At 62.4% G+C, this 21,809-nt stretch carries 21 protein-coding genes; 17 read left to right on the top strand and 4 right to left on the bottom strand.

Going from position 1 to position 21,809, the window contains the following annotated elements; all coding sequences use genetic code 11:
* Positions 1-82 precede the first annotated feature (82 nt).
* The 3 genes from PSH66_RS19605 (at position 83) to PSH66_RS19595 (ending at position 2,589) form a co-directional block, all read left to right on the top strand.
* Positions 83-865, top strand: a complete 783-nt coding sequence (locus PSH66_RS19605; protein WP_003174970.1) for an aldolase — start codon at positions 83-85, stop codon at positions 863-865.
* A 37-nt stretch (positions 866-902) separates the two neighbouring features.
* Positions 903-1,790 (top strand): dihydrodipicolinate synthase family protein, encoded by an 888-nt coding sequence (locus tag PSH66_RS19600; protein ID WP_305427486.1) that lies wholly within the window; start codon positions 903-905, stop codon positions 1,788-1,790.
* 79 nt (positions 1,791-1,869) lie between these two features.
* Entirely contained in the window at positions 1,870-2,589 is a 720-nt protein-coding gene (locus PSH66_RS19595; RefSeq protein WP_003174967.1) for a type 1 glutamine amidotransferase, read from the top strand.
* 80 nt (positions 2,590-2,669) lie between these two features.
* Here PSH66_RS19595 and PSH66_RS19590 read toward each other — a convergent pair whose 3' ends face one another.
* Together PSH66_RS19590 and PSH66_RS19585 are read right to left on the bottom strand one after the other, a co-directional pair.
* Positions 2,670-2,954, bottom strand: coding sequence for a hypothetical protein (locus PSH66_RS19590; RefSeq protein ID WP_318278509.1), 285 nt, complete (start codon positions 2,952-2,954; stop codon positions 2,670-2,672).
* Between the two features lie 207 nt (positions 2,955-3,161).
* Complete coding sequence (locus tag PSH66_RS19585; protein WP_370694812.1) at positions 3,162-3,968, bottom strand: lipopolysaccharide biosynthesis protein; 807 nt, start codon at positions 3,966-3,968, stop codon at positions 3,162-3,164.
* 170 nt (positions 3,969-4,138) lie between these two features.
* Here PSH66_RS19585 and PSH66_RS19580 point away from each other — a divergent pair, with 170 nt between their 5' ends.
* Complete coding sequence (locus PSH66_RS19580) at positions 4,139-6,544, top strand: TonB-dependent receptor (protein WP_305427485.1); 2,406 nt, start codon at positions 4,139-4,141, stop codon at positions 6,542-6,544.
* A gap of 79 nt (positions 6,545-6,623) precedes the next feature.
* On the opposite strand, the gene PSH66_RS19575 is transcribed toward PSH66_RS19580, so the two are convergent.
* Positions 6,624-7,361, bottom strand: a complete 738-nt coding sequence (locus PSH66_RS19575; protein WP_305427484.1) for a M12 family metallopeptidase — start codon at positions 7,359-7,361, stop codon at positions 6,624-6,626.
* A 166-nt stretch (positions 7,362-7,527) separates the two neighbouring features.
* On the opposite strand from PSH66_RS19575, the gene PSH66_RS19570 reads away from it, so the two are divergent.
* Positions 7,528-8,142, top strand: a complete 615-nt coding sequence (locus tag PSH66_RS19570) for a TetR/AcrR family transcriptional regulator (RefSeq protein WP_003174962.1) — start codon at positions 7,528-7,530, stop codon at positions 8,140-8,142.
* A 75-nt stretch (positions 8,143-8,217) separates the two neighbouring features.
* Here PSH66_RS19570 and PSH66_RS19565 read toward each other — a convergent pair whose 3' ends face one another.
* Positions 8,218-10,956 carry a glycoside hydrolase family 3 protein gene (locus PSH66_RS19565; protein ID WP_305427483.1) on the bottom strand — a complete coding sequence of 913 codons (2,739 nt, stop codon included), beginning with the start codon at positions 10,954-10,956 and terminating at the stop codon, positions 8,218-8,220.
* Between the two features lie 487 nt (positions 10,957-11,443).
* Here PSH66_RS19565 and PSH66_RS19560 point away from each other — a divergent pair, with 487 nt between their 5' ends.
* The 12 genes from PSH66_RS19560 (at position 11,444) to gspD (ending at position 21,724) form a co-directional block, all read left to right on the top strand.
* Positions 11,444-11,668 (top strand): hypothetical protein, encoded by a 225-nt coding sequence (locus PSH66_RS19560; protein ID WP_042944985.1) that lies wholly within the window; start codon positions 11,444-11,446, stop codon positions 11,666-11,668.
* A 167-nt stretch (positions 11,669-11,835) separates the two neighbouring features.
* Positions 11,836-13,566, top strand: coding sequence for a type II secretion system ATPase GspE (gene gspE / locus PSH66_RS19555; protein ID WP_305427482.1), 1,731 nt, complete (start codon positions 11,836-11,838; stop codon positions 13,564-13,566).
* Positions 13,563-14,765, top strand: a complete 1,203-nt coding sequence (gspF, locus tag PSH66_RS19550; RefSeq protein WP_305427481.1) for a type II secretion system inner membrane protein GspF — start codon at positions 13,563-13,565, stop codon at positions 14,763-14,765. The genes gspE and gspF overlap by 4 nt, the downstream gene beginning before the upstream one ends.
* 20 nt (positions 14,766-14,785) lie before the next feature.
* Complete coding sequence (gene gspG, locus PSH66_RS19545; protein WP_003174957.1) at positions 14,786-15,211, top strand: type II secretion system major pseudopilin GspG; 426 nt, start codon at positions 14,786-14,788, stop codon at positions 15,209-15,211.
* 9 nt (positions 15,212-15,220) lie between these two features.
* Positions 15,221-15,652 (top strand): GspH/FimT family pseudopilin, encoded by a 432-nt coding sequence (locus tag PSH66_RS19540; protein WP_003174956.1) that lies wholly within the window; start codon positions 15,221-15,223, stop codon positions 15,650-15,652.
* A complete protein-coding gene (locus tag PSH66_RS19535) occupies positions 15,649-16,011 on the top strand; it encodes a prepilin-type N-terminal cleavage/methylation domain-containing protein (RefSeq protein WP_003174955.1) in 363 nt (120 codons plus the stop codon). Before PSH66_RS19540 ends, PSH66_RS19535 begins: the two co-directional genes overlap by 4 nt.
* A complete protein-coding gene (locus PSH66_RS19530) occupies positions 16,008-16,637 on the top strand; it encodes a prepilin-type N-terminal cleavage/methylation domain-containing protein (protein WP_141063185.1) in 630 nt (209 codons plus the stop codon). Before PSH66_RS19535 ends, PSH66_RS19530 begins: the two co-directional genes overlap by 4 nt.
* Complete coding sequence (locus PSH66_RS19525) at positions 16,634-17,359, top strand: type II secretion system minor pseudopilin GspK (protein ID WP_305427480.1); 726 nt, start codon at positions 16,634-16,636, stop codon at positions 17,357-17,359. The genes PSH66_RS19530 and PSH66_RS19525 overlap by 4 nt, the downstream gene beginning before the upstream one ends.
* Positions 17,356-18,399 (top strand): PilN domain-containing protein, encoded by a 1,044-nt coding sequence (locus PSH66_RS19520; protein WP_305427479.1) that lies wholly within the window; start codon positions 17,356-17,358, stop codon positions 18,397-18,399. Before PSH66_RS19525 ends, PSH66_RS19520 begins: the two co-directional genes overlap by 4 nt.
* Positions 18,374-18,988, top strand: coding sequence for a type II secretion system protein GspM (gspM, locus tag PSH66_RS19515; RefSeq protein ID WP_003174951.1), 615 nt, complete (start codon positions 18,374-18,376; stop codon positions 18,986-18,988). The genes PSH66_RS19520 and gspM overlap by 26 nt, the downstream gene beginning before the upstream one ends.
* Positions 18,981-19,505 (top strand): hypothetical protein, encoded by a 525-nt coding sequence (locus tag PSH66_RS19510; protein ID WP_003174950.1) that lies wholly within the window; start codon positions 18,981-18,983, stop codon positions 19,503-19,505. Before gspM ends, PSH66_RS19510 begins: the two co-directional genes overlap by 8 nt.
* Positions 19,502-21,724 (top strand): type II secretion system secretin GspD, encoded by a 2,223-nt coding sequence (gene gspD / locus PSH66_RS19505; RefSeq protein ID WP_305427478.1) that lies wholly within the window; start codon positions 19,502-19,504, stop codon positions 21,722-21,724. The genes PSH66_RS19510 and gspD overlap by 4 nt, the downstream gene beginning before the upstream one ends.
* Positions 21,725-21,809: the final 85 nt, after the last annotated feature.

Genomic DNA, 21,809 nt, shown 5'->3' with positions numbered 1-21,809 from the left:
GTCATTAATATCGATTTGTGTCCTTGAGAGCCGTTGCAGCGGCTCCTTGGCAACTTGAACGATTTTCGAGCAGGTACAGACCGTGACCACGACCATGCAGACCCCGAAGGATCAGCTCGTCACCCTCGCCGAGAAGCAAATGGTGACTGCGCTGATCGACAACGAATATACCCCGAGACAGAAGCTTGCACTCACTTGCCGCATTCTTTTTGACGGCGGTCATGATTCCGGGCTGGCCGGGCAAATCACCGCACGCGCCGAAACGCCGGGCACCTATTATACGCAGCGTCTGGGCCTGGGTTTCGACGAGATCAGCGGGGCGAACCTGCTGGTGGTTGATGAAGACCTCAAAGTACTCAAAGGCCAAGGCATGGCGAATCCGGCCAATCGCTTTCACAGCTGGCTCTACAGGGCTCGTCCGGATGTGAACTGCATCATCCATACGCACCCGTTGCACAGCGCCACGCTGTCGATGCTGGAAGTGCCGCTTGCTGTCTCCCACATGGACATCTGCCCGCTGTTCGACGACTGCGCCTTTCTCAAGGAGTGGCCGGGTGTTCCGGTGGGCAATGAAGAAGGCGAGATCATTGCCAAGGCGATCGGTGACAAGCGCGCCATCCTGCTCTCTCACCACGGCTTGCTGATCGCAGGCGGCTCGATCGAAGAAGCCTGTGTGCTTGCCCTGCTGTTTGAACGTGCGGCCAGAATGCAGTTGCTCGCCATGAGCGCAGGAGAGATTCGCCCCATTCCCGAAGCGTTGGGCAAGGAAGCTCACGACTGGATCTCCACCCCGAAACGCCACGGCGCCGCCTTCAGTTACTACGCACGGCGTGCGCTGCGTACCCATGGCGACTGCCTGGCCTGACCGTCTCTACACTCTAAAAATCGCAAAGGTGCCTTGTATGTCTACTTCTAGTATTCGTGGCGTTATCGGCTACACCATCACCCCATTCGCGGCAGACGGTTCACTGGACCTGGCGGCTCTGGGGCAATCGATCGACAAGCTGATCGCCTCTGGCGTGCACGCCATCGCTCCCTTGGGCAGCACCGGGGAGGGCGCTTATCTTTGCGATCAGGAATGGGAGGCGGTGGTCCGTTTCAGCCAGGAGCAAATTGCCGGTCGAGTACCGACGGTGGTCAGCGTTTCCGACCTGACCACGGCGCGCACCGTACAGCGTGCCCAACTGGCTGAATCCTGTGGTGCGACTGCTGTGATGGTGCTTCCAGTCTCTTACTGGAAATTGACTGACGCGGAAATCGTCGATCACTACCAGGCTGTCGGTACGGCCATCAACATTCCGATCATGCTCTACAACAACCCGGGCACCAGTGGCACTGACCTGTCGGTCGATCTGATCCTGCGGATTCTGCGCGAAGTGAAGAACGTCACCATGGTCAAGGAGAGCACCGGTGACATTCAGCGCATGCACCGCCTGTACACCGCGACGGAGGGCAAGGTGGCCTTCTACAACGGCTGCAATCCGTTGACCCTGGAGGCCTTGGTGGCCGGTGCCACGGGCTGGTGTACCGCGGCGCCCAACCTTATTGCGCAACTGAACCTGGCGCTTTGGGAGGCTGTTCAGGCCGGCCAGATGGCACAAGCGCGTGCCTTGTTTTATCGCCAGTACGAACTGCTGGAATACATCACGCGTCGTGGCCTGCCCACGACGATCAAGGCGGGTTTGAAGCTTCAGGGTCTGGACGTCGGCGCGCCGCGCCTGCCACTTCAAGCGCTCGATGCTTCGGGCAGCGCTTACCTGAAAGCGCTGCTGGACGCGCTGGCAGACTGAGCCGCTGCTTAAGCCCATAGGGTGATTGCGAAAAGGCAGTCACCTTGAATCCACCGTTGCGCAACCTGAGGGTAAAACAGTGAAAGTCCATTTCGTGATGCACGAGTCCTTTGAAGCCCCCGGCGCGTTTGAGGACTGGGTAACCGCCCGGGGTTATCGAGCAAGCTATTCGCGCGTCTACCAATATGATGCCCTGCCGGACGACGCTGCTGCGTTCGATCTGCTGGTCGTGCTGGGCGGCCCCCAGGACCCTGGCACGTCGCTTGAGCAATGCCCTCACTTCAACGCAGTGGCCGAACGCGAGCTGATCAACAAAGCCATCAGCGGCGGGAAGGCCGTGGTGGGTGTTTGCCTGGGTTCGCAGCTGATCGGCGAAGCGCTGCAGGCGACGTTTGCACACAGCCCAGAGAAAGAAATCGGCAAATTTCCTATTCACCTGACCGAGGAAGGCTTGGCGAACCCGAAGTTTTCTCACTTCGGCAAAACCCTGGATGTCGGCCATTGGCACAACGACATGCCTGGTCTCACCACAGAAGCCAGGATCATTGCTCGCAGCGAAGGCTGCCCACGTCAGATCGTTGAGTACAGCCCACTGGTCTATGGCTTTCAGTGCCACATGGAACTCACAAAAGACGTTGTGGAGCTGCTCATCCAGGCATCAGAAGCGGAGCTGGCGACATTGACCGATCGACGTTTTGTCCAGCAGCCCGCCGCATTACGGGAAAACGATTATGCCGAGATGAACCAGAAGCTGTTCGTGTTTTTGGACAAGCTCGTGGCCGACTACCTGTCCAGGTAACGCCAGCCGACGTCGCAGCGTCACGCCTGGATCGATCCGGTCAAACCTGATCTCAAAGGCATTGAAAAAATGCCTGCCAGTCAAGGAGCGACGAGTGGGTAGTGCTTGATACGGCATTCATAACTATGACCATCGCCTTTACACACGCCATCCAGATACCGGTAGTTCAGACGCACAGACTGTCCCTTATTGGGCCACTGGCGGCGTGGGAGCTGACGTTGATAGTCCGTGGTCTCTGGCGTAAACGTAAGAATGGCCCCCGCGTCTGGACATTCTGCGGTAAACGATGCCGGGATTACTTTCAGGACCTGAGCCCGCAGTTGCGGATACGGATTTTTCAAGACATCGGTGATGCGCAGTTCCATATTGCACACTTGCCAGGTCGATGCATGGATTGGCATGCACACTGCGGTGAAAGTCAACAAACAGAGTGCATAGCGGGGATGCCTTTGCGGTTTAGCCATGGATCCTGCCAGTTGAGTCTTGTCGGTGGGATTAAGTCATGAGTGCTTCAATATGGACCAAACATTGATCGTCTGCGCTCTGACGAGACGGGCGCGCCATGGCCGCGCCTATTTAAGCATCATTTCAACCTCCGCCAGCGTCACCTTCGGCACAACACTCTGCGGAAGCCTCGAGCACGCGGACAGGTTATACACCCGGAAATCATCGCCCACGATCTTCTCGGCCATCAGTTCGAACGACGGCAGTATGCGCGTGTAAAAGTGCTGATCAAGCCCGCAGGGCGATCTGGCGACGGTATCGTTTTCATAAAAGCGTGCGGATTTTTCATCCAGGTCGACGCCGACCAGAAACACCGTGGAGAAACCCATATGGAATGCCAGCTGGACCGCCAGATACGCCACCGTTCGCGCATCAAAAAAGCCTTCGCCCATGTCCTTGCTGAACCCTACCGGCCTTTTGCGCAGGGGCAGTAACGAATGATCAGCGACCAGCGCTTCGTGTCTGCCCAGTACCGCATCCAGCCAGGACGGTCGTTCAGCCTTGGATAGCGGGTAAAACTCGCCGGCGGGTTTTATACGCGATATACGCAAATGGTCTTCCCACAGCGCGACTCGCTGGCTGTTGGCCATGGCGTAGTTGAATAGCGCCGGCTGTTGCTGGGAAAAGCTTCTATCCGTACAGGCGTAAAAACATGGTTTGACGGCCGTGTTCAAAAATTTCGAAATGGCGCCGTTCATGGTGATCATCGGCACGTGCGCAAAGTCCTCCAGGGGAAATGACCTTGCCGATGGGCCGGAAGCAATGATGAAAACCGCGCCTGTTTCGACAGCGCGGCAGTTTGCAAAATCGTGCATGACCAGCTCATCCAGCGGGTCCGGTGCAGGCGCTGCAGCGAGGCGGGACAGTGGTTTCATAACGCTCACCGTGAAGTGAATTTAAAAGGCCTACACCACTCGACCAGAGTTTTGTTACAGAGTTTCTTTGTTAAAAAAACGATACATAAGCGTTCGCTCAAAACGCCTGTCCCTTTTGTTCATCTCGCCTGTCATTCCAGGCAAGTGAATTAAATCGAGAGCCTTCTCCCATGCCCGTCGTCGTCCCCTCGCGCTTGCGCCCGTTGCTCAAACTGAGCCTGATGCTGAGCCTCAGCGCCAGCCCGCTGTTCGTCCCCGTAAGCTTTGCCGAAGACAGCAACGCCCGGCGCAGCTACCAGGTGCCGGCCGGCAGCCTGAGCGCGGCATTGACCCGTTTTGCCGGGCTGTCGGGGGTCAACCTGTCGGTGGACCCGGCGCTGGTCAGCGGGCGCAGCAGCAGCGGCCTGTCCGGTGAATACGGCGTGGAAGAGGGCTTCGCGCGCTTGCTGCAAGGCTCCGGCCTGCAACTGCAACCCATGGGCGCGCAAGCCTACATGCTGGTGCCGGTGCCGGAAGGCGGCAGCCTGGAACTGGCGCCGACCTCGATCCTCGGCACCACCGGCCTGTACGACGGTGACACCTATGCCGGTGGCCAAGTGGCGCGCCGTGGCTCGCAAGGTTTGCTGGGCACGCGAGACTTCATGGAAACGCCGTTCAGCATGACCACCTACACGGCGGATGCGGTCAAAAACCAGCAGGCGCGTACGCTGGGCGACCTGATCGCCAGCGACCCGTCGGTGCGCGCTACCAACCCGGCCGGTGGGCGCTATGAGCAGTTCACCATTCGCGGCTTCAGCCTGTTCAACAGCGATGTGTCGTACAACGGTCTCTACGGCGTGCTGCCGACCTACACCATCGACATGGAAATGGCTGACCGCGTCGACATCTTCAAAGGCCCCACCCAGTTGATCAACGGTATCTCGCCGCGTGGCAGCGTGGGCGGTGGGATCAACGTGGTGCCCAAGCGCGCCACCGACAAGGACATCACCTCATTCACCGGCACCTGGGCCTCCGACAGCCAGGCGGGCGGCGCGGTGGACGTTGGCCGACGCTTTGGCGAAGACAACCAGTTCGGCCTGCGTTTCAACGGCGTGAAGCAGTCCGGCGACACCGAATGGGATCACCAGAGCGTCGACCGCGAGATGGCCGTGCTGGGCCTGGATTTTCGTGGTGAGCGCCTGCGCCTTTCCACCGACATCGGCCGCACCGAGCGTGACACCGATGCGCCCCAGGAGCGTGTGCAGGTCGCCGCTGCCGCGCCGGTGCCGAGCGCCAACGATGTGCGCCGCAACTACGCGCAGTCCTGGAGCAAGGCGCGCACCCAGGACACCTTCGGCACGGTGAATGCCGAATATGACCTCAGCGACTCGGTGATGCTCTACGGCGGCGTTGGCGCGCGCAAAAGTGACCACGACTTCCTGCGCCATGCCGTATCGGTGACCAATGCCGCGGGCGCATTCAGCGTGCAGCCCCGCGATTTCACCCGCGATGAGAACGTGCGTACCGCCACGGCCGGCGTGCGCAACTGGTTTCATACCGGGCCGGCGAGCCATGAGGTCAACCTGGCCGCCAGCTACTTCTATATGGACTTCACCAACGGCGGTGCGCGTTATGCGAACGCGTCGAGCAACCTCTACAACCCCGTGCAGACCCCGACGCCATCTGTGGCCACGCGCCAGGATGCGAAGGTGTACACCGAGAATAAATTCAGCGGCGTGGCGCTGTCCGACACCCTGGGCTTCTTCGATGACCGCTTGCTGCTCACCCTTGGCGCGCGCTGGCAGCGCGTCGTCGTCGACGACTGGAGCGACGGCATCAAGGGCGACACCAATTACGACGAAGAAAAGGTCTCACCCTCCGGCGGTCTGCTGTTCAAGGCCACCGACAAGCTGTCGTTGTACGCCAACTACATGGAAGGCTTGAGCCAGGGCAAGATCGCACCGTCCACGTCGATCAACGAAGACCAGATCTTCCCGCCGTTTATCAGCCGCCAGGTCGAAGTGGGCGCCAAGTACGACGCCGGTGCCTTCGCCGTGACCGCCGCGGTGTTCCGCATCAAGCAACCGGCGTATGAAACCAACGCCACCTCGCGGGTGTTCGGACCCAACGGCAAGCGCCAGAACACCGGTGCGGAGCTGAGTGTGTTCGGCGAACCGCTCAAGGGCGTGCGCTTGCTCGGCGGTGTGATGTACATCGACAGCAAGCTCAAGGACACCACCAACGGCACCTTCGACGGCAACCGCGCCCCGGCCACGCCGGAGTACAACGTCAACCTCGGCGCCGAATGGGACGTGCCTACCCTCGAAGGCCTGACCCTGACCAGCCGTGGCATCCACTCAAGCTCGCAGTATCTGGACCAGTCCAACGTCAAGAAAATCGACGGGTGGAACCGCCTCGACGTCGGCGCGCGCTATGCCTTCAAGGTGGATGACAAGCACGTCACCCTGCGCGCGAATGTGGAGAACCTCGCCGATAAACGCTACTGGAGCTCGGCCGGTGCGTCGGATGACAGCGAGCCGGGGCTGACCTTGTCGACACCGCGTACTTATTTGCTGTCGGCCACCGTCGATTTCTGATGGGGCACACAGGCCGGAATGTGCGGGAGTCCGTTCCCGCAGTCATGAGCAGGCTTCTTGTCACGAGACCGCCTGAGCCTCACGCGGGCTCAGGTTGAGGAGGGGCTTTGGGATAGGCCTTGTTCGCCCAGGCGATATCGCCTGCGCTGAGGATTGAGTTTCTTGAGTGAAAGGTAGTGTCCGTGGTCCATGAGGGGGCGATGGAATAGTGCATGATCGAATCCGGCTCGTAAGGCAAAAAGTCATAGGTATCGCTGCGAGGCAGGGGGAGGAAGTTGCGCTCCAACATGGACCGGGCGAATTGCTGGTCCAGGTTGGCTCTGTTCCACGGGATATTCGCGTCGGGATGTTGATGAGCGTGACGGGCGCCCAGCATATGCCCGAATTCGTGCAGTACAACGTATGCAAATGAAGAGGTCATAGGGTCTCTTGGCAGGACCATGGTTGGCGAATCACGGTAGTCTCGTATAATTTCGCGCGCCTGGGTGCCCACCGCTGAAGCGCCATGGCCATCGGCTTCACTCAGGTCGACAAGAACGTCCGCGTCATCTGCGCTGGCAACGAATTCGAATTTCAGGTTGATGTGGGGCAGCCATTCACTGGCGGCTTTTGTGATCGCCTGCACCTGGGGGGAGTCGAGATCATGGTCAAAAACGTGAAGTTTGACGGTGCTGTGCTGTGGCCAGTATCTGCCCGGCTCACCGACGTTGCGGCGACTTCTGGACAGGCGTTGCGGGCGATCAGCACTGTCAAGGTTCTCATCCGATGGGATCACGGGCAGGGGCGCGCTGTTGGTGAATGGGCTGACAGATATCATGGCGTTTCTCCTTGATGCGTTGGTTAGATCTCTGACTGTTGATTCGTCCGGAACGCGGAAAGATTCCAAAGGAAACATGTGCGAATGTAATCTCGATGGCGCTGGGTCCATTTGCGGCCAAAGGTTAATTTGGATACGGTGCACGCCTGCCTGAAAGGACTTTTCCATGATTGAGCCCACCCCCAAGACCCGCCGCGCCCCAAAGGGTGAAAAGCGCCGCGAAGAGCTACTGGACGCAGCCTTGCAGGTGTTTTCCCTGGAAGGCTACGGCGGCGCTTCAATGGCTCAGGTTGCGGGGATCGTCGGCATTTCCGTGGCTGGGTTGCTGCATCATTTCCCCAGTAAGATCTCGCTGTTGATGGGCGTGTTGCAGCGCCGCGATGAAGTCAACCAACGGATTGCCGATGAAGTGCGCGCAGAGAAATCCCTCAACGGTTTGCTCGGCAGCCTGCGGGCGATCAATCGTTCCAATGCCACTGCACCGGGTGTGGTGCGGGCTTTCAGTATTTTGAATGCGGAGAGCCTGTTGGATACCCATCCGGCGTGGAGTTGGTTCCAGGCGCGCTACGCGGCGATTCACCAACGCATGCAGGGGCAGTTCGCCGAACTGGTCGCGGCGGGGGAGGTGCGCGGCGATGTGGACATCGCCGGGCTGGTGGAAGAAATCCTGGCCATGATGGATGGCCTGCAGATCCAGTGGCTGCGTTTTCCGGAACAGGTGGACCTGGTGGCGCGCTTCGATACCTACCTTGCGCGGGTCGAAGCGGCGATCAGAACCTGAGCCGAACGCGATCAAAATGTGGGAGGGGCAAGTCGAATCGTCGCACCGCCCCTCCCACACTGGACCGCGCCGGTATCAGTTACCGGTAGCGCTGCCTTGGTTGCTGTCGTAACCGTCACCGTCACTGGTGCCACTGTCACTTTCATCCTGATGCAGTACGCCGCCGGTCTTGACCGTCGACTCCCGCAGGGTCGAATTGAGGGCCGAGCGCGGCAATGGGTTGCTGGTGGTGGTCGACAGTTCCTGGCGGAACGGGTTGACCAGCTTGGCGTTCAGGCGAATGTCCTGGGACGACGCGCCCACCGACAGGGTGAAGCTGTCGGCGTCCACCACCCATTGCTTGCTCTTGACGTCGTAGTAGGCCAGCGAGCGATCGTTGAGCTCGATGGTCACGCGCTTGCTCTCGCCAGGCTTGAGGAACACCTTCTTGTAGCCCTTGAGTTCCTTGAGCGCGCGCTCGACTTTCGGCGCGTTCTGGCCCACGTACAGTTCGGCGACTTCGGCGCCCGCCACCTTGCCGGTGTTGGCCAGGTCGAACGACACCTTGATCGGTGCGCCCGCCACCGCGACCCCAGGGGTCACACTGATGTTGCTGTAGCCGAAGGTGGTGTACGACAAGCCGTAGCCGAACGGGTAGAGCGGCTTGATGCCTTTTTTCTCGTAACCGCGATAGCCCAGGAACAGGTCGTCCTTGTAGCTCATCGTGGCCAGGGTTTCCTGATTGTCGAATGTCGGGAAGGTCGCGTAGATCGGGTTGTCTTCGATGTTGCGCTCAATGCTGATCGGCAACTTGGCCGACGGGTTGACCTTGCCCAGCAGGATCTCCGCTAACGCCTGGCCGCCGTTCTGCCCTGGGTAGAACGCATGCAGCGCGGCCGGCACCTGGTCGATCCAGTCGCTCATCTTCAACCCGGTGCCGCCGTGCAGGGTGACGATGGTGTGGGGGTTGACCTTGGCGATGCTCTGGATCAACTGGCCCTGGAATTCCGGCAGGTCGAAGCTGTGGTCGAAGCCTTCACCTTCGTACTCACTGCTGTTGCCCGCGGCCACCAGCACGGCGTCGTACTTGGCCAGGTCCTGCGGCGCAACCAGTGACGCCCAGCTCATCTGCACGCCCACCAGGCCGCCCATGGTCGAGAGGTAGCCGTTGCGGCGCGAGTATTCCAGCTTGATATCCACCGGTTTGCCGGCTTCCAGCTTGACCTTGGCAAACACCGGGATGGTCGGCGGGATGCTGTTGTTGGGCAGTGGCTTGCCGTCGCCGTTGTCGAGGACTTTCTGGCCGTTGACGTAGAGGCGCACGGCACCGTCGGCGCGCACCTTGAACACCTGCTCTCCGCTGACTGTCGGGGTGATCTGCCCGCTGTAGCGGATCGAGGTGGCGGCGGTGTCGCCGTTCACCGGCAGGCTGTCGGTGGACCAGTCGAGGTCGACATGGTTATCGGTGCGGCTGGCGGCCGGGTCACCCGACCAGTTGCTGTTGCTGAAGAACTCGGTCTTCAAGCCTTTGACACGGTTGCCATTGCTGTCGGCATGGGTCCAGCTGGAGGTGGCCGGGTCCAGGGACAATCCGTCGATAAACTCGACCTTGGCCTCCGGCGCCAATTGCTGCAGGCCGCTCAGCTCGCTGATGTATTGGGCCGCCATCACGTTCGCGCTGCCGAAACCGGTCGGCGGGGCGTACTTGGCCAGGTTGCCGACCACCGCGATGGTCTTGACCTGCTTGGCGTCAAGCGGCAATAGGTTGTTCTGGTTCTTCAGCAGCACGATGCCTTCGCGCGCCGCGTTCAGGGCCACGCGGTTGCTGGTGGCGCTGTTCATGTTGTGGCGGGTCAACGGCGCCTTGCTGTCGAACTTGTACAGGTAGATCTGCTTGAGGATGCGGCGCACCTTGTCGTCAAGGGTCGCGCTGCTCAGCTCGCCGCTGTCCAGGTACGGCTTGAGCACCGTGCTGTTCATCTGGTAGCCCATCATGTCCAGGTCGGTGCCGGCCTGTGCCGCCGGCAAGCCGTTGACCACCGCGTTGTAGTCGCTCTGCACGAAGCCTGGGTAGCCCCACTCGGTCTTCAGGATGTCGTGGATCAGGTGCGAGTTTTCGCAGGCGAATTCGCCGTTCACCTTCTGGAAGGCGCACATCATCATCGCGACCTTGCTGTTCTTCGAGGCGGACTCGAACGGTGGCAGGGTCATTTCGCGCAGCACCCGTTCGCTGATGCTTTCATCGAGGTGGAAGCGGTTGCTTTCCTGGTCGTTGGCCGCGTAGTGTTTGGCATTGGCCCACACCCCGCGCGACTGGATACCATTGATCACCGCCGGCCCCAGGCTGGCGCCGAGGAACGGGTCTTCACCGGACAGGTATTCGAACGCACGGCCGCTGTACGGCATGCGGTACAGGTTCACGCCGGGGCCGGTGACGAACTGATACCCGCCGCTGGCGGTGTCATAACCCAGGGCGCGGCCCAGATCGATGGCGCGGCGCGGGTTCCAGCTGGCCGCCAGGTTCGGGCCCGACGGGTACACCACGCCCTGCTCGTTGCCTTCGCTGGTGTAGCGCACGCCGACGCCGCCATCGGCGCCGTGGATCTGCGGGATGCCGTATTGGCTCAGTGGCTTGACGTCCCAACCACCGGTGCCGCCGATGTAGGCGAGTTTTTCTTCCAGGGTCATCTTCGCCAAGGTCTTGTCCGCGGCTTTTTCCGCGCGGCTTACCCGGCCTTCATCCAGCGCAGGGCTGGTGGCCGCGTGCACTTGAGCCACGGCCAGGGCCAGCAGGGCGAATGCCGACTGTGCACCGATCATCTTGCGTTTACTCATGGGTTTCTCCGACAACTCTTCGTTGAAAAATGGGACGGCGCTCGTCACTTTTTCGTGGGCAATAGTTCGCCTTGATCGCAATGTTTAACCGATGGCTAATTGCAATTACTGGGCGGGTTTTGCAGTTATAAAAGTTTAATAATTGTATTAATTATTCTTGTGGGTGATGTCTTGGCGATATCACGAGATGGCATTTTGAACCGCGAAAACGCCATAATTAAGGCAATTCTTGCGGTTATAAGTCAAACAAAAGCTAATTTTTGCGTGAAATAAGAAATATTTCATTACGATTTTGAACTTGAGTTAAACCTACTGGTCGATTGGTTTAAGAAAATTCAGGGTGGCATGGCAAATGAATGGCCCCGCTCGGTAGTTCTAAAAGGCCATGTTTTATACAAGCTGTCATACACATCGCTTTGGTGTAGGGTCTTGAACGAATTCAGGGCGCTACTTGAGCGGTCCGTTGTTTTTTATCTGGAGAATGTTCATGAAGATTTCCCTGTTGGGTGCCGGTTTTGTGCTGGGCGTTGCATTGAGTGGCGCAGCCATGGCGGCTGAAGCCACCGACGCGGACGCCAAGTCCGGCGCCACCGATTCCACGGTTTTGACCCAGACCCAGGATGCCAAGGCCGCGAAAAAACAGAAGGCTGAAACCACCAAGGGCGGCCGGCCGTTGAATGGCAGTCAGGCTGCGCCGAAGACCTCGAACTAACAGGGAAACGCGGTCCCCTGTGGGAGGGGGCTTGCTCCCGATAGCGGTGGCTCAGTTGATACATCTATGGCTGATCCACCGCCATCTGGGGCAAGTCGAATCGTCGCACCGCCCCTCCCATGGGTTTTCCACCGTCTTTAGAACATTGCCCCCTTAGATAGTCACCCATGCCAAGCCCCTCAACACCCATCGATGCCTGCCAACTGCAGATCCCGCACACCGAACAGGTCTGCGCGTGGCTGATGCAACACGCCGGCTTGAAAACCGTTGACCTGGAACGCGCCCGGCGCTTGTCCCAGGAGTCGGGCGACAGCGAATTGCTGGGCCTGTTGACCCGCCTGGGGCTGGTCTCCGAAGTGGAACTGGCCCGCGCCTGGGCCGATCTGCTCGACGCGCCGCTGTTATTGGCGGAGGCCGCGCCACCGTTGCTGGACCCGCTGCCGGCCTTGACCGAACGTTTCATGCGCCACTATCAGGTGGTGCCGGTGGGCTGGAGCCAGGGCGGGTTGCGCGTGCTGGCGGCCAACCCGGCGTTGGTCTATCCGTTCCAGGCCATGGCCTATGCCTGCGGCGTGCCGGTGTGGCTGGCGGTGGGCCCGCGCAACGAAGTCGAAACCCTGATCGAGCGTTACTACGGCCAGGGCCGCTCGGCCATGGGCACCCTGATCGAGAACCTCGACGAGCAGGGCGGTGCGCTGGAAGACATCGAACACCTCAAGGACATGGCCTCCGAAGCGCCGGTGATTCGCCTGGTCAACCTGATCCTGCAGCGCGCGGTGGAACATCGCGCCTCGGACATTCATATCGAGCCCTTCGAAAACCAGCTCAAGGTGCGCTACCGCATCGACGGCGTGCTGCACGAGGCCGAGGCGCCGCCGTCCAGTTCGTCGGCGGCGGTGATTTCGCGGGTGAAGATCATGGCGCGGCTGGACATCGCCGAGCGGCGCTTGCCCCAGGACGGGCGCATCATGCTGCGCATCCAGGGCAAGGAGCTGGACCTGCGCGTGTCCACGGTACCGACCAGTTTTGGCGAGTCGGTGGTGATGCGTTTGCTCGACCGCCAGACCGTGCAGTTCGATTTCCAGAGCCTGGGCTTCGACGGCCAGCGCCTGGAAACCTTCCTCGAAGTGCTCGAACGCCCCCACGGCATCCTGCTGGTCACCGGCCCCACCGGTTCGGGCAAGACCACCACGCTGTACACCGCGCTGTCGCGCCTCAATACCGCCGAGCGCAAGATCATCACCGTCGAAGACCCGGTGGAATACCAGCTCGAAGGCATCAACCAGATCCAGGTCAAACCGGCCATCGGCCTGGACTTCGCCGGCGCGCTGCGTTCCATCGTGCGCCAGGACCCGGACGTGATCATGATCGGTGAAATCCGCGACCTGGAAACCTGCCGCATCGCTATCCAGTCTTCGTTGACCGGGCACCTGGTGCTCTCGACTCTGCACACCAACAGCGCGGCAGCGAGTATCACGCGCCTGCTGGACATGGGTGTGGAAAGCTACCTGATTGCCTCGACGGTCAACGGCATCCTCGCCCAGCGCCTGGTGCGCCGCCTCGACCCGGCCACCCGTGAAGCCTTTGAAGCACCGCCGCAATTGATCGCCGAACACGGCCTGGATCGCTTTACCGACCAGCGCCCGATCCTGCTCTACCGCCCGCGCGCGGATGCGCCGGGTGGCGGTTATCACGGGCGCAGCGCGATCACCGAATTGCTGGTGATGAACGACGAACTGCGTAGCCTGCTGATGCGTCAGGCCGATGCCGCCACACTCGAACAGGCCGCCCGTCGTGGCGGCCTGCGCACCTTGCATGAAGAGGGTCTGCGCCAGGCGGTGGCCGGCGTTACCTCGCTCGAAGAAGTGCTGCGCGTCACCCGGGGTGAGGGCGCATGAGCCTGTACAAGTACCGCGCCCTAGACAGCCAGGGCCAACCGCAAAACGGCACCCTCGAAGCCAGGGACCAGGACGCCGCCGTCGCCGCGCTGCACAAGCGCGGTTTGTTGTTATTGCACATCGATGTGGCTGGCGCCCAGGGGCTGCGCAAGGCCTTTGGGCGCGGCCAGTTGAACGGCGCGGCGTTGGTCAGCTTCACTCAGCAACTGGCGACCCTGCTGGGGGCCGGCCAACCGTTGGAGCGCTCCCTCGGTATCCTGCTCAAACAGCCCGGCCAGCCGCAGCCCCGTGCATTGATCGAGCGCATCCGCGAACAGGTCAAGGCGGGCCAGCCCTTGTCCAAGGCGCTGGAAGAGGAGGGCAGCCAATTCTCGCCGCTGTACCTGAGCATGGTGCGAGCCGGCGAAGCGGGCGGCGCCCTGGAAAACACCCTGCGCCAGCTCAGCGACTACCTGGAGCGCAGCCAACTACTCAGAGGCGAAGTGATCAATGCGTTGATCTACCCGGCGTTTCTGGTCGTGGGCGTGCTCGGTTCCCTGGCGCTGTTGCTGGCCTACGTGGTGCCGCAGTTCGTGCCGATCTTCAAGGACCTGGGGGTGCCGATCCCGCTGATCACCGAAGTGATCCTGGGACTGGGGCAGTTCCTCGGTGCTTATGGCCTGGCGGTGTTGGCCGGGCTGATCGTGACCGTCTGGACCCTCGCCGCGCGCCTGCGTGATCCCCGGCGGCGTGAACGTTATGACCGGCGCGTGCTGGGCATTCGGGTGATCGGCCCGCTGTTGCAACGCGTTGAGGCCGCCCGCCTGGCGCGCACCCTGGGCACCTTGCTCAGCAACGGCGTGGCCCTGCTGCAAGCGCTGGTCATCGCGCGGCAGGTCTGCACCAACCGCGCCCTGCAAGCGCAGGTCGCGCAGGCCGCCGAAGCGGTCAAGGGCGGCGGCACCCTGGCCAGCGCCTTCGGCAGCGAGCCACTGCTGCCGGACCTGGCCCTGCAAATGATTGAAGTCGGCGAACAGGCCGGTGAACTGGACAGCATGCTGCTCAAGGTCGCCGAGGTGTTCGACGTCGAAGCCAAGCGCGGCATCGATCGCCTGCTCGCCGCGCTGGTGCCGTCCCTGACCGTGGTCATGGCGGTGCTGGTGGCGGTGATCATGCTGGCGATCATGCTGCCGCTGATGAGCCTGACCAGCAATATATGAACCCTTGAGGAAGCAAACCGATGCGTCAGACCCGATTCAAGCCCGCCCGCCGCCAGGGCGGTTTTACCCTGCTGGAAATGCTCGCGGTGATCGTCCTGTTGGGCATCGTCGCGACCATCGTTGTGCGCCAGGTCGGCGGCAATGTGGACAAGGGCAAGTACGGCGCAGGCAAGGCGCAACTGGCCAGCCTGAGTATGAAGATCGAAAGCTACGGACTTGATGTCGGCTCGCCGCCCAAAACCCTGCAACAACTGGTCGACAAGCCCGGCAACAGCGCCGGCTGGGCCGGGCCGTACGCCAAGCCATCGGACCTCAAGGACCCGTTCGGTCATGCCTTCGGCTATCGCTTCCCCGGTGAGCACGGCGCGTTCGACCTGATCTTCTACGGCCAGGACGGCCAACCCGGTGGCGAAGGCTACAGCGCCGACCTGGGCAACTGGGAATAAGCCACGACCATGGCTAACGCTCAACGCGGCTTTACCCTGCTGGAAATGCTGGTGGTGATCGTGCTGATCAGTATCGCGGCCGGGTTGGTCGGCTTCGGCCTGCAACAGGGTCTGCGCGCCGCCAAGGAGCGCCAGGCCGTCGGGCAGATCGTCGAGGCGCTGCGCAGCACGCGGGCGCGGGCAATTGTGAGTGGTACCACCGAAAGCACCGTATTCGATTTGCAACAGCTGAGTTTTCAAGCGCCGGGGCGCCCGAAAAAACACTGGCCGGCCGACCTGCAAGTGACCCTGCACACCGCCGAACAAGCCGGTTCGGCGGTGGCGTTCTACCCCGATGGCAGCTCCACCGGCGGCAACCTGTTGTTGGCCAATGGCAGCCGGCGCTGGCGCATCGATATTGGCTGGCTGACCGGCAGCGTGCAGTCCAGGGCCTTGCCATGAAGCACCAGCGCGGGTTCACCCTCCTGGAAATGCTCGCCGCGCTGACGTTGATGGCGATCTGTAGCACGGTGCTGCTGGTCGCGTTCGGCCAGAGCGCGCGCTCGCTGCTGCAGGTGGCCCATAACGATCGCCTCACCCATGCGGCGTTGAGCGTGATGGACCAGGAGGGCGCGGGGCCTTTGGCCAACGGCACGCGCCAGGGCGAACTGGATGGCATCGCCTGGCAATTGCGCATTGCTCAACAGCCCACTCGTGTCGGCCAGGCCCATCTGTTTCGCCTGGACCTGAGCGTCAGTGAAGGCCCGCGCCAGGCGCAGTTCAGTACCTTGAAGTTGCGCGCCGCCGGGGCCGGTTTGTGAGGCGGCGCCAGCAGGGGTTCACCTTGCTCGAGATCATGATCGTGCTCAGCCTGCTCGGGGTGCTGCTGACCTTGGTCGGCAGTGCGTTGCTCGGTGCCAATCGCGCGGTGCTCAAGGCCCAGCGCTACACGGTCAGCCTGGATGAAATGCGCGCCGCGCAGCAGTTTTTACGCACCGCCATCAGTGAGGCGTTGCCGCTGGATGTGACCGAGGACGACAGCCAGGTCGATGGTTTTTTCGCCGGTGGCCCGCAGCGCATGCAGTTCGTTGCAACCTTGCCCGGCGTGCTCGGCGGCGGCATCCAGCGCTTCACCTTGCAGTTGACCGGCACCGAGGCATCGCGCGATTTGCAGGTGGCGTTCGCGCAGTTTGAGTCCAAGGCGCAGGTCAGCGTGCCGGCGTCACGCAGCGAGCCGCAGGTGTTGCTCAGGGGCGTCGAGGACCTGCAATTCAGTTATCGCGGTGTGTCGCCCAAGGGCCAGGCCACCGGCTGGATCAGTGAGTGGCCGTGGGCCAAGCGCTTGCCGTCTGCGGTGCGCATTGACGCACGGGTAAACGGGCCGGTGCCCTGGGTGACCCAGGTGGTTGCCTTGCGCCTGAACCTGTCCGGCGGGGCGCCTGAATGATCAAGCATCAACGCGGTGTCGCGCTGTTATTGGTGCTGTGGGTGCTGGCCTTGCTCAGCCTGTTGCTCGGCGGCCTCGCCGGTTGGGTGCAGCTGGAAACACGCCAGGCGGCGTGGCATCGCCAGCATACCCAGGCGATGTTGGCCGCCGAGGCGGGCGTGGCGTTGGCCCTGCAGGGGCTGCTCGACCCTCAGCAGCGCAAACAGTGGATTGCCGACGGGCGTGAAATCCCGTTGGTGTTTGACGACGCGCAACTGCACGTCAGCCTGCGCAGCGAGCGAGGCGGGTTGTACCTCAACAGCGCCGAAGTGGCTGACTTCGCGCGTCTGGCCCTGGCGTGCGGTGCCACCCAGGCCCAGGCCAGGCAACTGGCCAGGGCGCTGGAGGTGCGGCGCAACCAGGGCCTGGCGCCGTTTCGGGTGGTGGAAGAAGTGCGACAGTTGCCGGGCATGACCCAGGCGCTGTACAGCGCACTGGTGCCGCAAATCAGCCTGTGGAGCGGCCTCGACCGGCCCGATCCGGCCTTCGCCAGCCCATTGATGCGCCACGCACTCAACCTGCCGCATCAGAGTGCAGTGGGCGTCGACCCCGGCGAGGTGCTGGTGGTCAGCAGCCGCGCACAACGCCCCGGCGGTTATCACGCCCAAGTGCAAGCCACGGTTTTATTGAGCCCCGCGCAAGGTAGCGCACAACCTTATCGAGTATTGCGTTGGCAAGAATGACTGAACACTTAACCGCGCGGCTGGAGGCGTTGGCCGAGCCGATTGCGCGGCGCTGGCACGGCAGCCTGCTGCAACAGGGCTGGCGCCTGTGGCTCAAGGAACTGCGTGGCTGCCTGCCCGGCTGGTTGTCCTTGCACGACATCCCCGAGCACGTTTACCCGTGGCCGATCACTGCGCCCGTGGCAACACCTGCCGGCGAGGCGCGCCAGGTGCTGTTGCTGGCGCCTGACGCTGTGCTGGCGCAAACCCTGCAACTGCCCGCGGCCGCGGCGCGCAACCTGTCGACGGTGGTCGGTTATGAACTGGACCGTTTCACCCCGTTCGAGGCCGCGCAACTGTACTTCGTCGCGCGCCAGGAGCGTCGCACGGCCAGCCATCTGCAGGTGACGCTGGTGGCGATCCTGCGCGAACGCCTGGACCAGGTCCTCAGCGACTGCGCCGCTTTCGGCCTGCAACCGCATGCCGTGGATGTGGCCGACGGCGCCGGCAGGCCGATGGGCATCGACTTGTTGCCGGCACCGTTGCGCCCACGCCAGCGCCCGGCCGGCAAAGGCTTGCAACGCAGCCTGCCATGGCTGTGCGCTGCCTTGCTGATTGCCGCCATGGTGCTGTGGCTCGACGACCGCCAGCGCGTGCTCGACGCCATGCAGCGCAGCGTGCGCGAACAGAAAGCGGAGGTCGCCGAAGTCCAGGCGCTGCGCCAGCAACTGCTCAATACCCGAGGCGCCGCGCAGTACCTGATCCGCCGCAAAATGGCCCAACCGCCGTTGGCGGCATTGCTCAATGAACTGACCGCCTGCCTGCCGCCCGACACCTGGATCGACCAGTTGGAAGTCAACGACGGCGCCGAGGTGTCGTTCTCCGGGCAAAGCGCCAAGGCCAGTGCGTTGATCACCCGCATCAAGAGCTGCCACAGCCTGGAAAACGCCCAGTTCGAAGGGGTGATCCAACCCGATGCGCACACCGGCAAGGATCAGTTCTCCTTGCGCGCCCACCTGCACCAGGAGGCCGCCGATGCGCCGACCACTGACACCCCGTGAGCGCCGTGGCGCGGCCTTGATCGGCCTGGCCGTGGTGCTCGGTGCCGCGTACTGGTTGTTGATCGACAGCTGGTTCGCCGGCCCCTTGCGCGCCATGGGCGAGCAGGCCGAACAACTGCGCGAGCAGCAACAACGTTATGCCGGCGTATTGCGCCAGCGTGACGGCCTGCGCGAGCAGCTCGAACAGGCCCGCCAGGACCCGGCCAGCAGCACCAGCCTGTTGCCAGGCGATGACCCCAGCGCGGTCGCGGCCGACCTGATGCAACGCATCGCCGACCTGATCAACAGCCGCGCCGGCCTCGGTGGCGGTTGCAGCCTGACCCAGCGCATGCCGATCACCCCGGAGCAGGACGATGCCGAGCCATATCGACAGGTCAAAGTCAGCCTGACCCTCAACTGCGCCATCGAACCCCTGACCGCGATCCTGCATGAGCTGGAGTACCAGCGCCCGTTTCTGTTCGTCGATGAAATGAGCATCCGCCGCCGCCCGGACGCGCCCGCCACCGGCGGCGCCGGCAAACTGGTGGTGCACCTGCTGGTGCGCGGTTACCTGCAACCGGCCGGTGCGCGGCAGGTGGCCCATGATTAATGCATTGCGTCCGATTGAGTGGGTTTTGCTCGGCGTATCCGCCGCCTTGGGCGTGCTGATGCTGGGCATCTTGAGCAACATCGGCGACGCGCCGCAGTGGCTGCCGGAACCTGAGCCTGCCGCCCATGCCAATACCGCGGCCAAGGTGCTGACCGCGCCGGACGTCACCCTCGACAGCCTGGCCGGTACCTGGCAGGCGCCGCTGTTCAGCAGCGACCGCAGCCCGGATCGTACGGTGGGGCAGGCGGCGGTCTCCAGCCTGTCGAGCCTGACCCTCACCGGCATCGTGCTGGACGGCGACCTGCGCGTGGCACTGCTCAAGCGCGCCGATGGCCCGCCGTTGAAAGTCCACCAGAACCAGACCCTGCCCAACGGTTGGCGCCTGGAACACCTGACCCCGCGCGACGCGCGCTTTGTGCTCGATGGCCGCAGCCAAACCCTGAGCCTGCGTGCCTTGCGTCTACCGCCGCCGTCGACGACCCCCCCGATTACCCTTCCTCACGAGTCCGCCCCTTGATCGATACCTACCCTGGCGCCTTGCGCACCACCGTGCTTTGCCTGGCAACCGCTGTTTCCCTGGCGGGCTGCGGCACATTCTCCGACCACCTCGACCCGGACGAGGCCCTGTTGCACGAAGCGATGCAGGGCACCGGTTCGCAACGTCCGCCCGTGGAACCGGCCAGTGAACAAGCGCCGGTCAACGGCGGCCAACCCCAGGCCAAGACGCCGCCGCAACGCCAGTTGATTCGTGGCAACCAGCAGTTCGTGCGCCAGCCGGCGGCGTCGGCGGCGAAGGAGGAGGGCGGCGGTGACATCGTATTCAACTTTGCCGACCAGCCGATCGAGGCGGTGATCAACAGCGTGATGGGCGACCTGTTGCACGAGAACTACAGCATCGCCCAGGGCGTGAAGGGCAATGTGAGTTTTTCCACCTCCAAACCGGTGAACAAGCAGCAGGCGCTGTCGATCCTGGAAACCCTGTTGTCCTGGACCGACAACGCCATGATCAAACAGGGCAACCGCTATGTGATCCTGCCGGCCAACCAGGCGGTGGCGGGCAAACTGGTGCCCGAGATGCGCGTGTCGCAGCCTTCCAGCGGCCTGTCGGCGCGACTATTTCCGCTGCGTTATATCTCCGCTACCGAGATGCAGAAACTGCTCAAGCCGTTTGCCCGCGAGAACGCGTTTTTGCTGGTGGACCCGGCGCGCAATGTGCTGAGCCTGGCCGGTACGCCCGAGGAACTGGCCAACTACCAGGACACCATCGACACCTTCGATGTGGACTGGCTCAAGGGCATGTCCGTCGGGGTGTTCGGCCTGCAACGCGCCTCGGTGGCCGAGCTGATGCCCGAGCTGCAAAAGATGTTCGGCCCCGACAGCGGCATGCCCCCGGCGGGCATGGTGCGCTTCCTGCCCATCGAGCGTACCAACTCGGTGGTGGCGATCTCCTCGCAACCGCAATACCTGAGCGAAGTGGGCGACTGGATCCACACCATCGACGAAGGCGGCGGCAACGAACCGCAGATGTACGTCTATGACGTGCGCAATATGAAAGCCAGCGACCTGGCCAAGTACTTGCGGCAGATCTACGGCACGGGCGCGATCAAGGACGATGCCCCGGCCAAGGTTGCTCCCGGTTTGCGCACCGCGACTCTTTCATCGCCCGGCACCAACAGCACGTCCGGCAGCACGCCGGGCGGGCTGAGCAACAACCTCAATGGCAACCAACCCGCCGCGGAAGATGAGGAGCAAGCGCCCGAAGCCGAGCAGGACAACGCCGAGCAGGGCACCCGCGACGACGCCCCGGCCAAAAGCCTCGACGCCGGCACTCGCATCACCGCGCAAAAAAGCAGTAACCAACTGCTGGTGCGCACCCGCCCGGTGCAGTGGAAGGAGATCGAATCGGCGATCAAACGCCTCGATAATCCGCCGCTGCAAGTGCAGATCGAAACTCGCATCCTCGAAGTCAAACTTACCGGCGAACTGGACCTGGGCGTGCAGTGGTACCTGGGCCGCCTGGCGGGCAATTCCACCAGCACCACCGTGGCCAACGCTTCCGGCAGCCAAGGCGCGCTGGGCCGTGGCGGCGCCGGGTTGGGCGCGGCGGATTCGTTGTTCTACTCCTTCGTCAGCTCCAACCTGCAAGTGGCATTGCATGCGCTGGAAACCAACGGCCGCACCCAGGTGCTGTCGGCGCCGTCGCTGGTGGTGATGAACAACCAGCCGGCGCAGATTCAGGTGGGGGACAACATTCCCATCAGCCAGACCACGGTGAACACCGGCACCTCTGACACTACGTTGAGCAGCGTCGAATATGTGCAGACCGGGGTGATCCTGGATGTGGTGCCGCGTATCAACCCGGGCGGGCTGGTGTACATGGATATTCAGCAGCAGGTCAGTGATGCCCAGGACCAGGCGTCCACCAACGGCGACACGCCCGCCAATCCCCGTATTTCCACGCGGTCGGTGTCGACCCAGGTGGCGGTGCAGAGCGGGCAGACGGTATTGCTGGGGGGGTTGATCAAACAGGACAACGCCGACACGGTGAGCGCCGTGCCGTACCTGGGCAAGATTCCGGGGTTGCGCTGGTTGTTTGGGAGCACCAGTAAGTCCAAGGACCGTACCGAATTGATTGTGTTGATTACGCCGAGGGTCATCACCAGCAGCAGTCAGGCAAGGCAGGTGACGGATGATTATCGGCAGCAGATGCAGCTGTTGCGGCCGGAGAAAAACTGAAGGAATGCGGTTGGAAAGGTGGGCGGGGGGCCTGATGCCAGTCAGTTAAGCGATAGAGCGGGAGAACACTGTACCTGTGGCGAGG

The organism is Pseudomonas sp. FP597 (assembly GCF_030687435.1).
In the GTDB taxonomy this organism is placed as follows: Bacteria; Pseudomonadota; Gammaproteobacteria; order Pseudomonadales; family Pseudomonadaceae; genus Aquipseudomonas; species Aquipseudomonas lactucae.
Note: the sequence above shows the minus strand (reverse complement) of the source record. Positions and strands in the feature narration are given on the sequence as shown.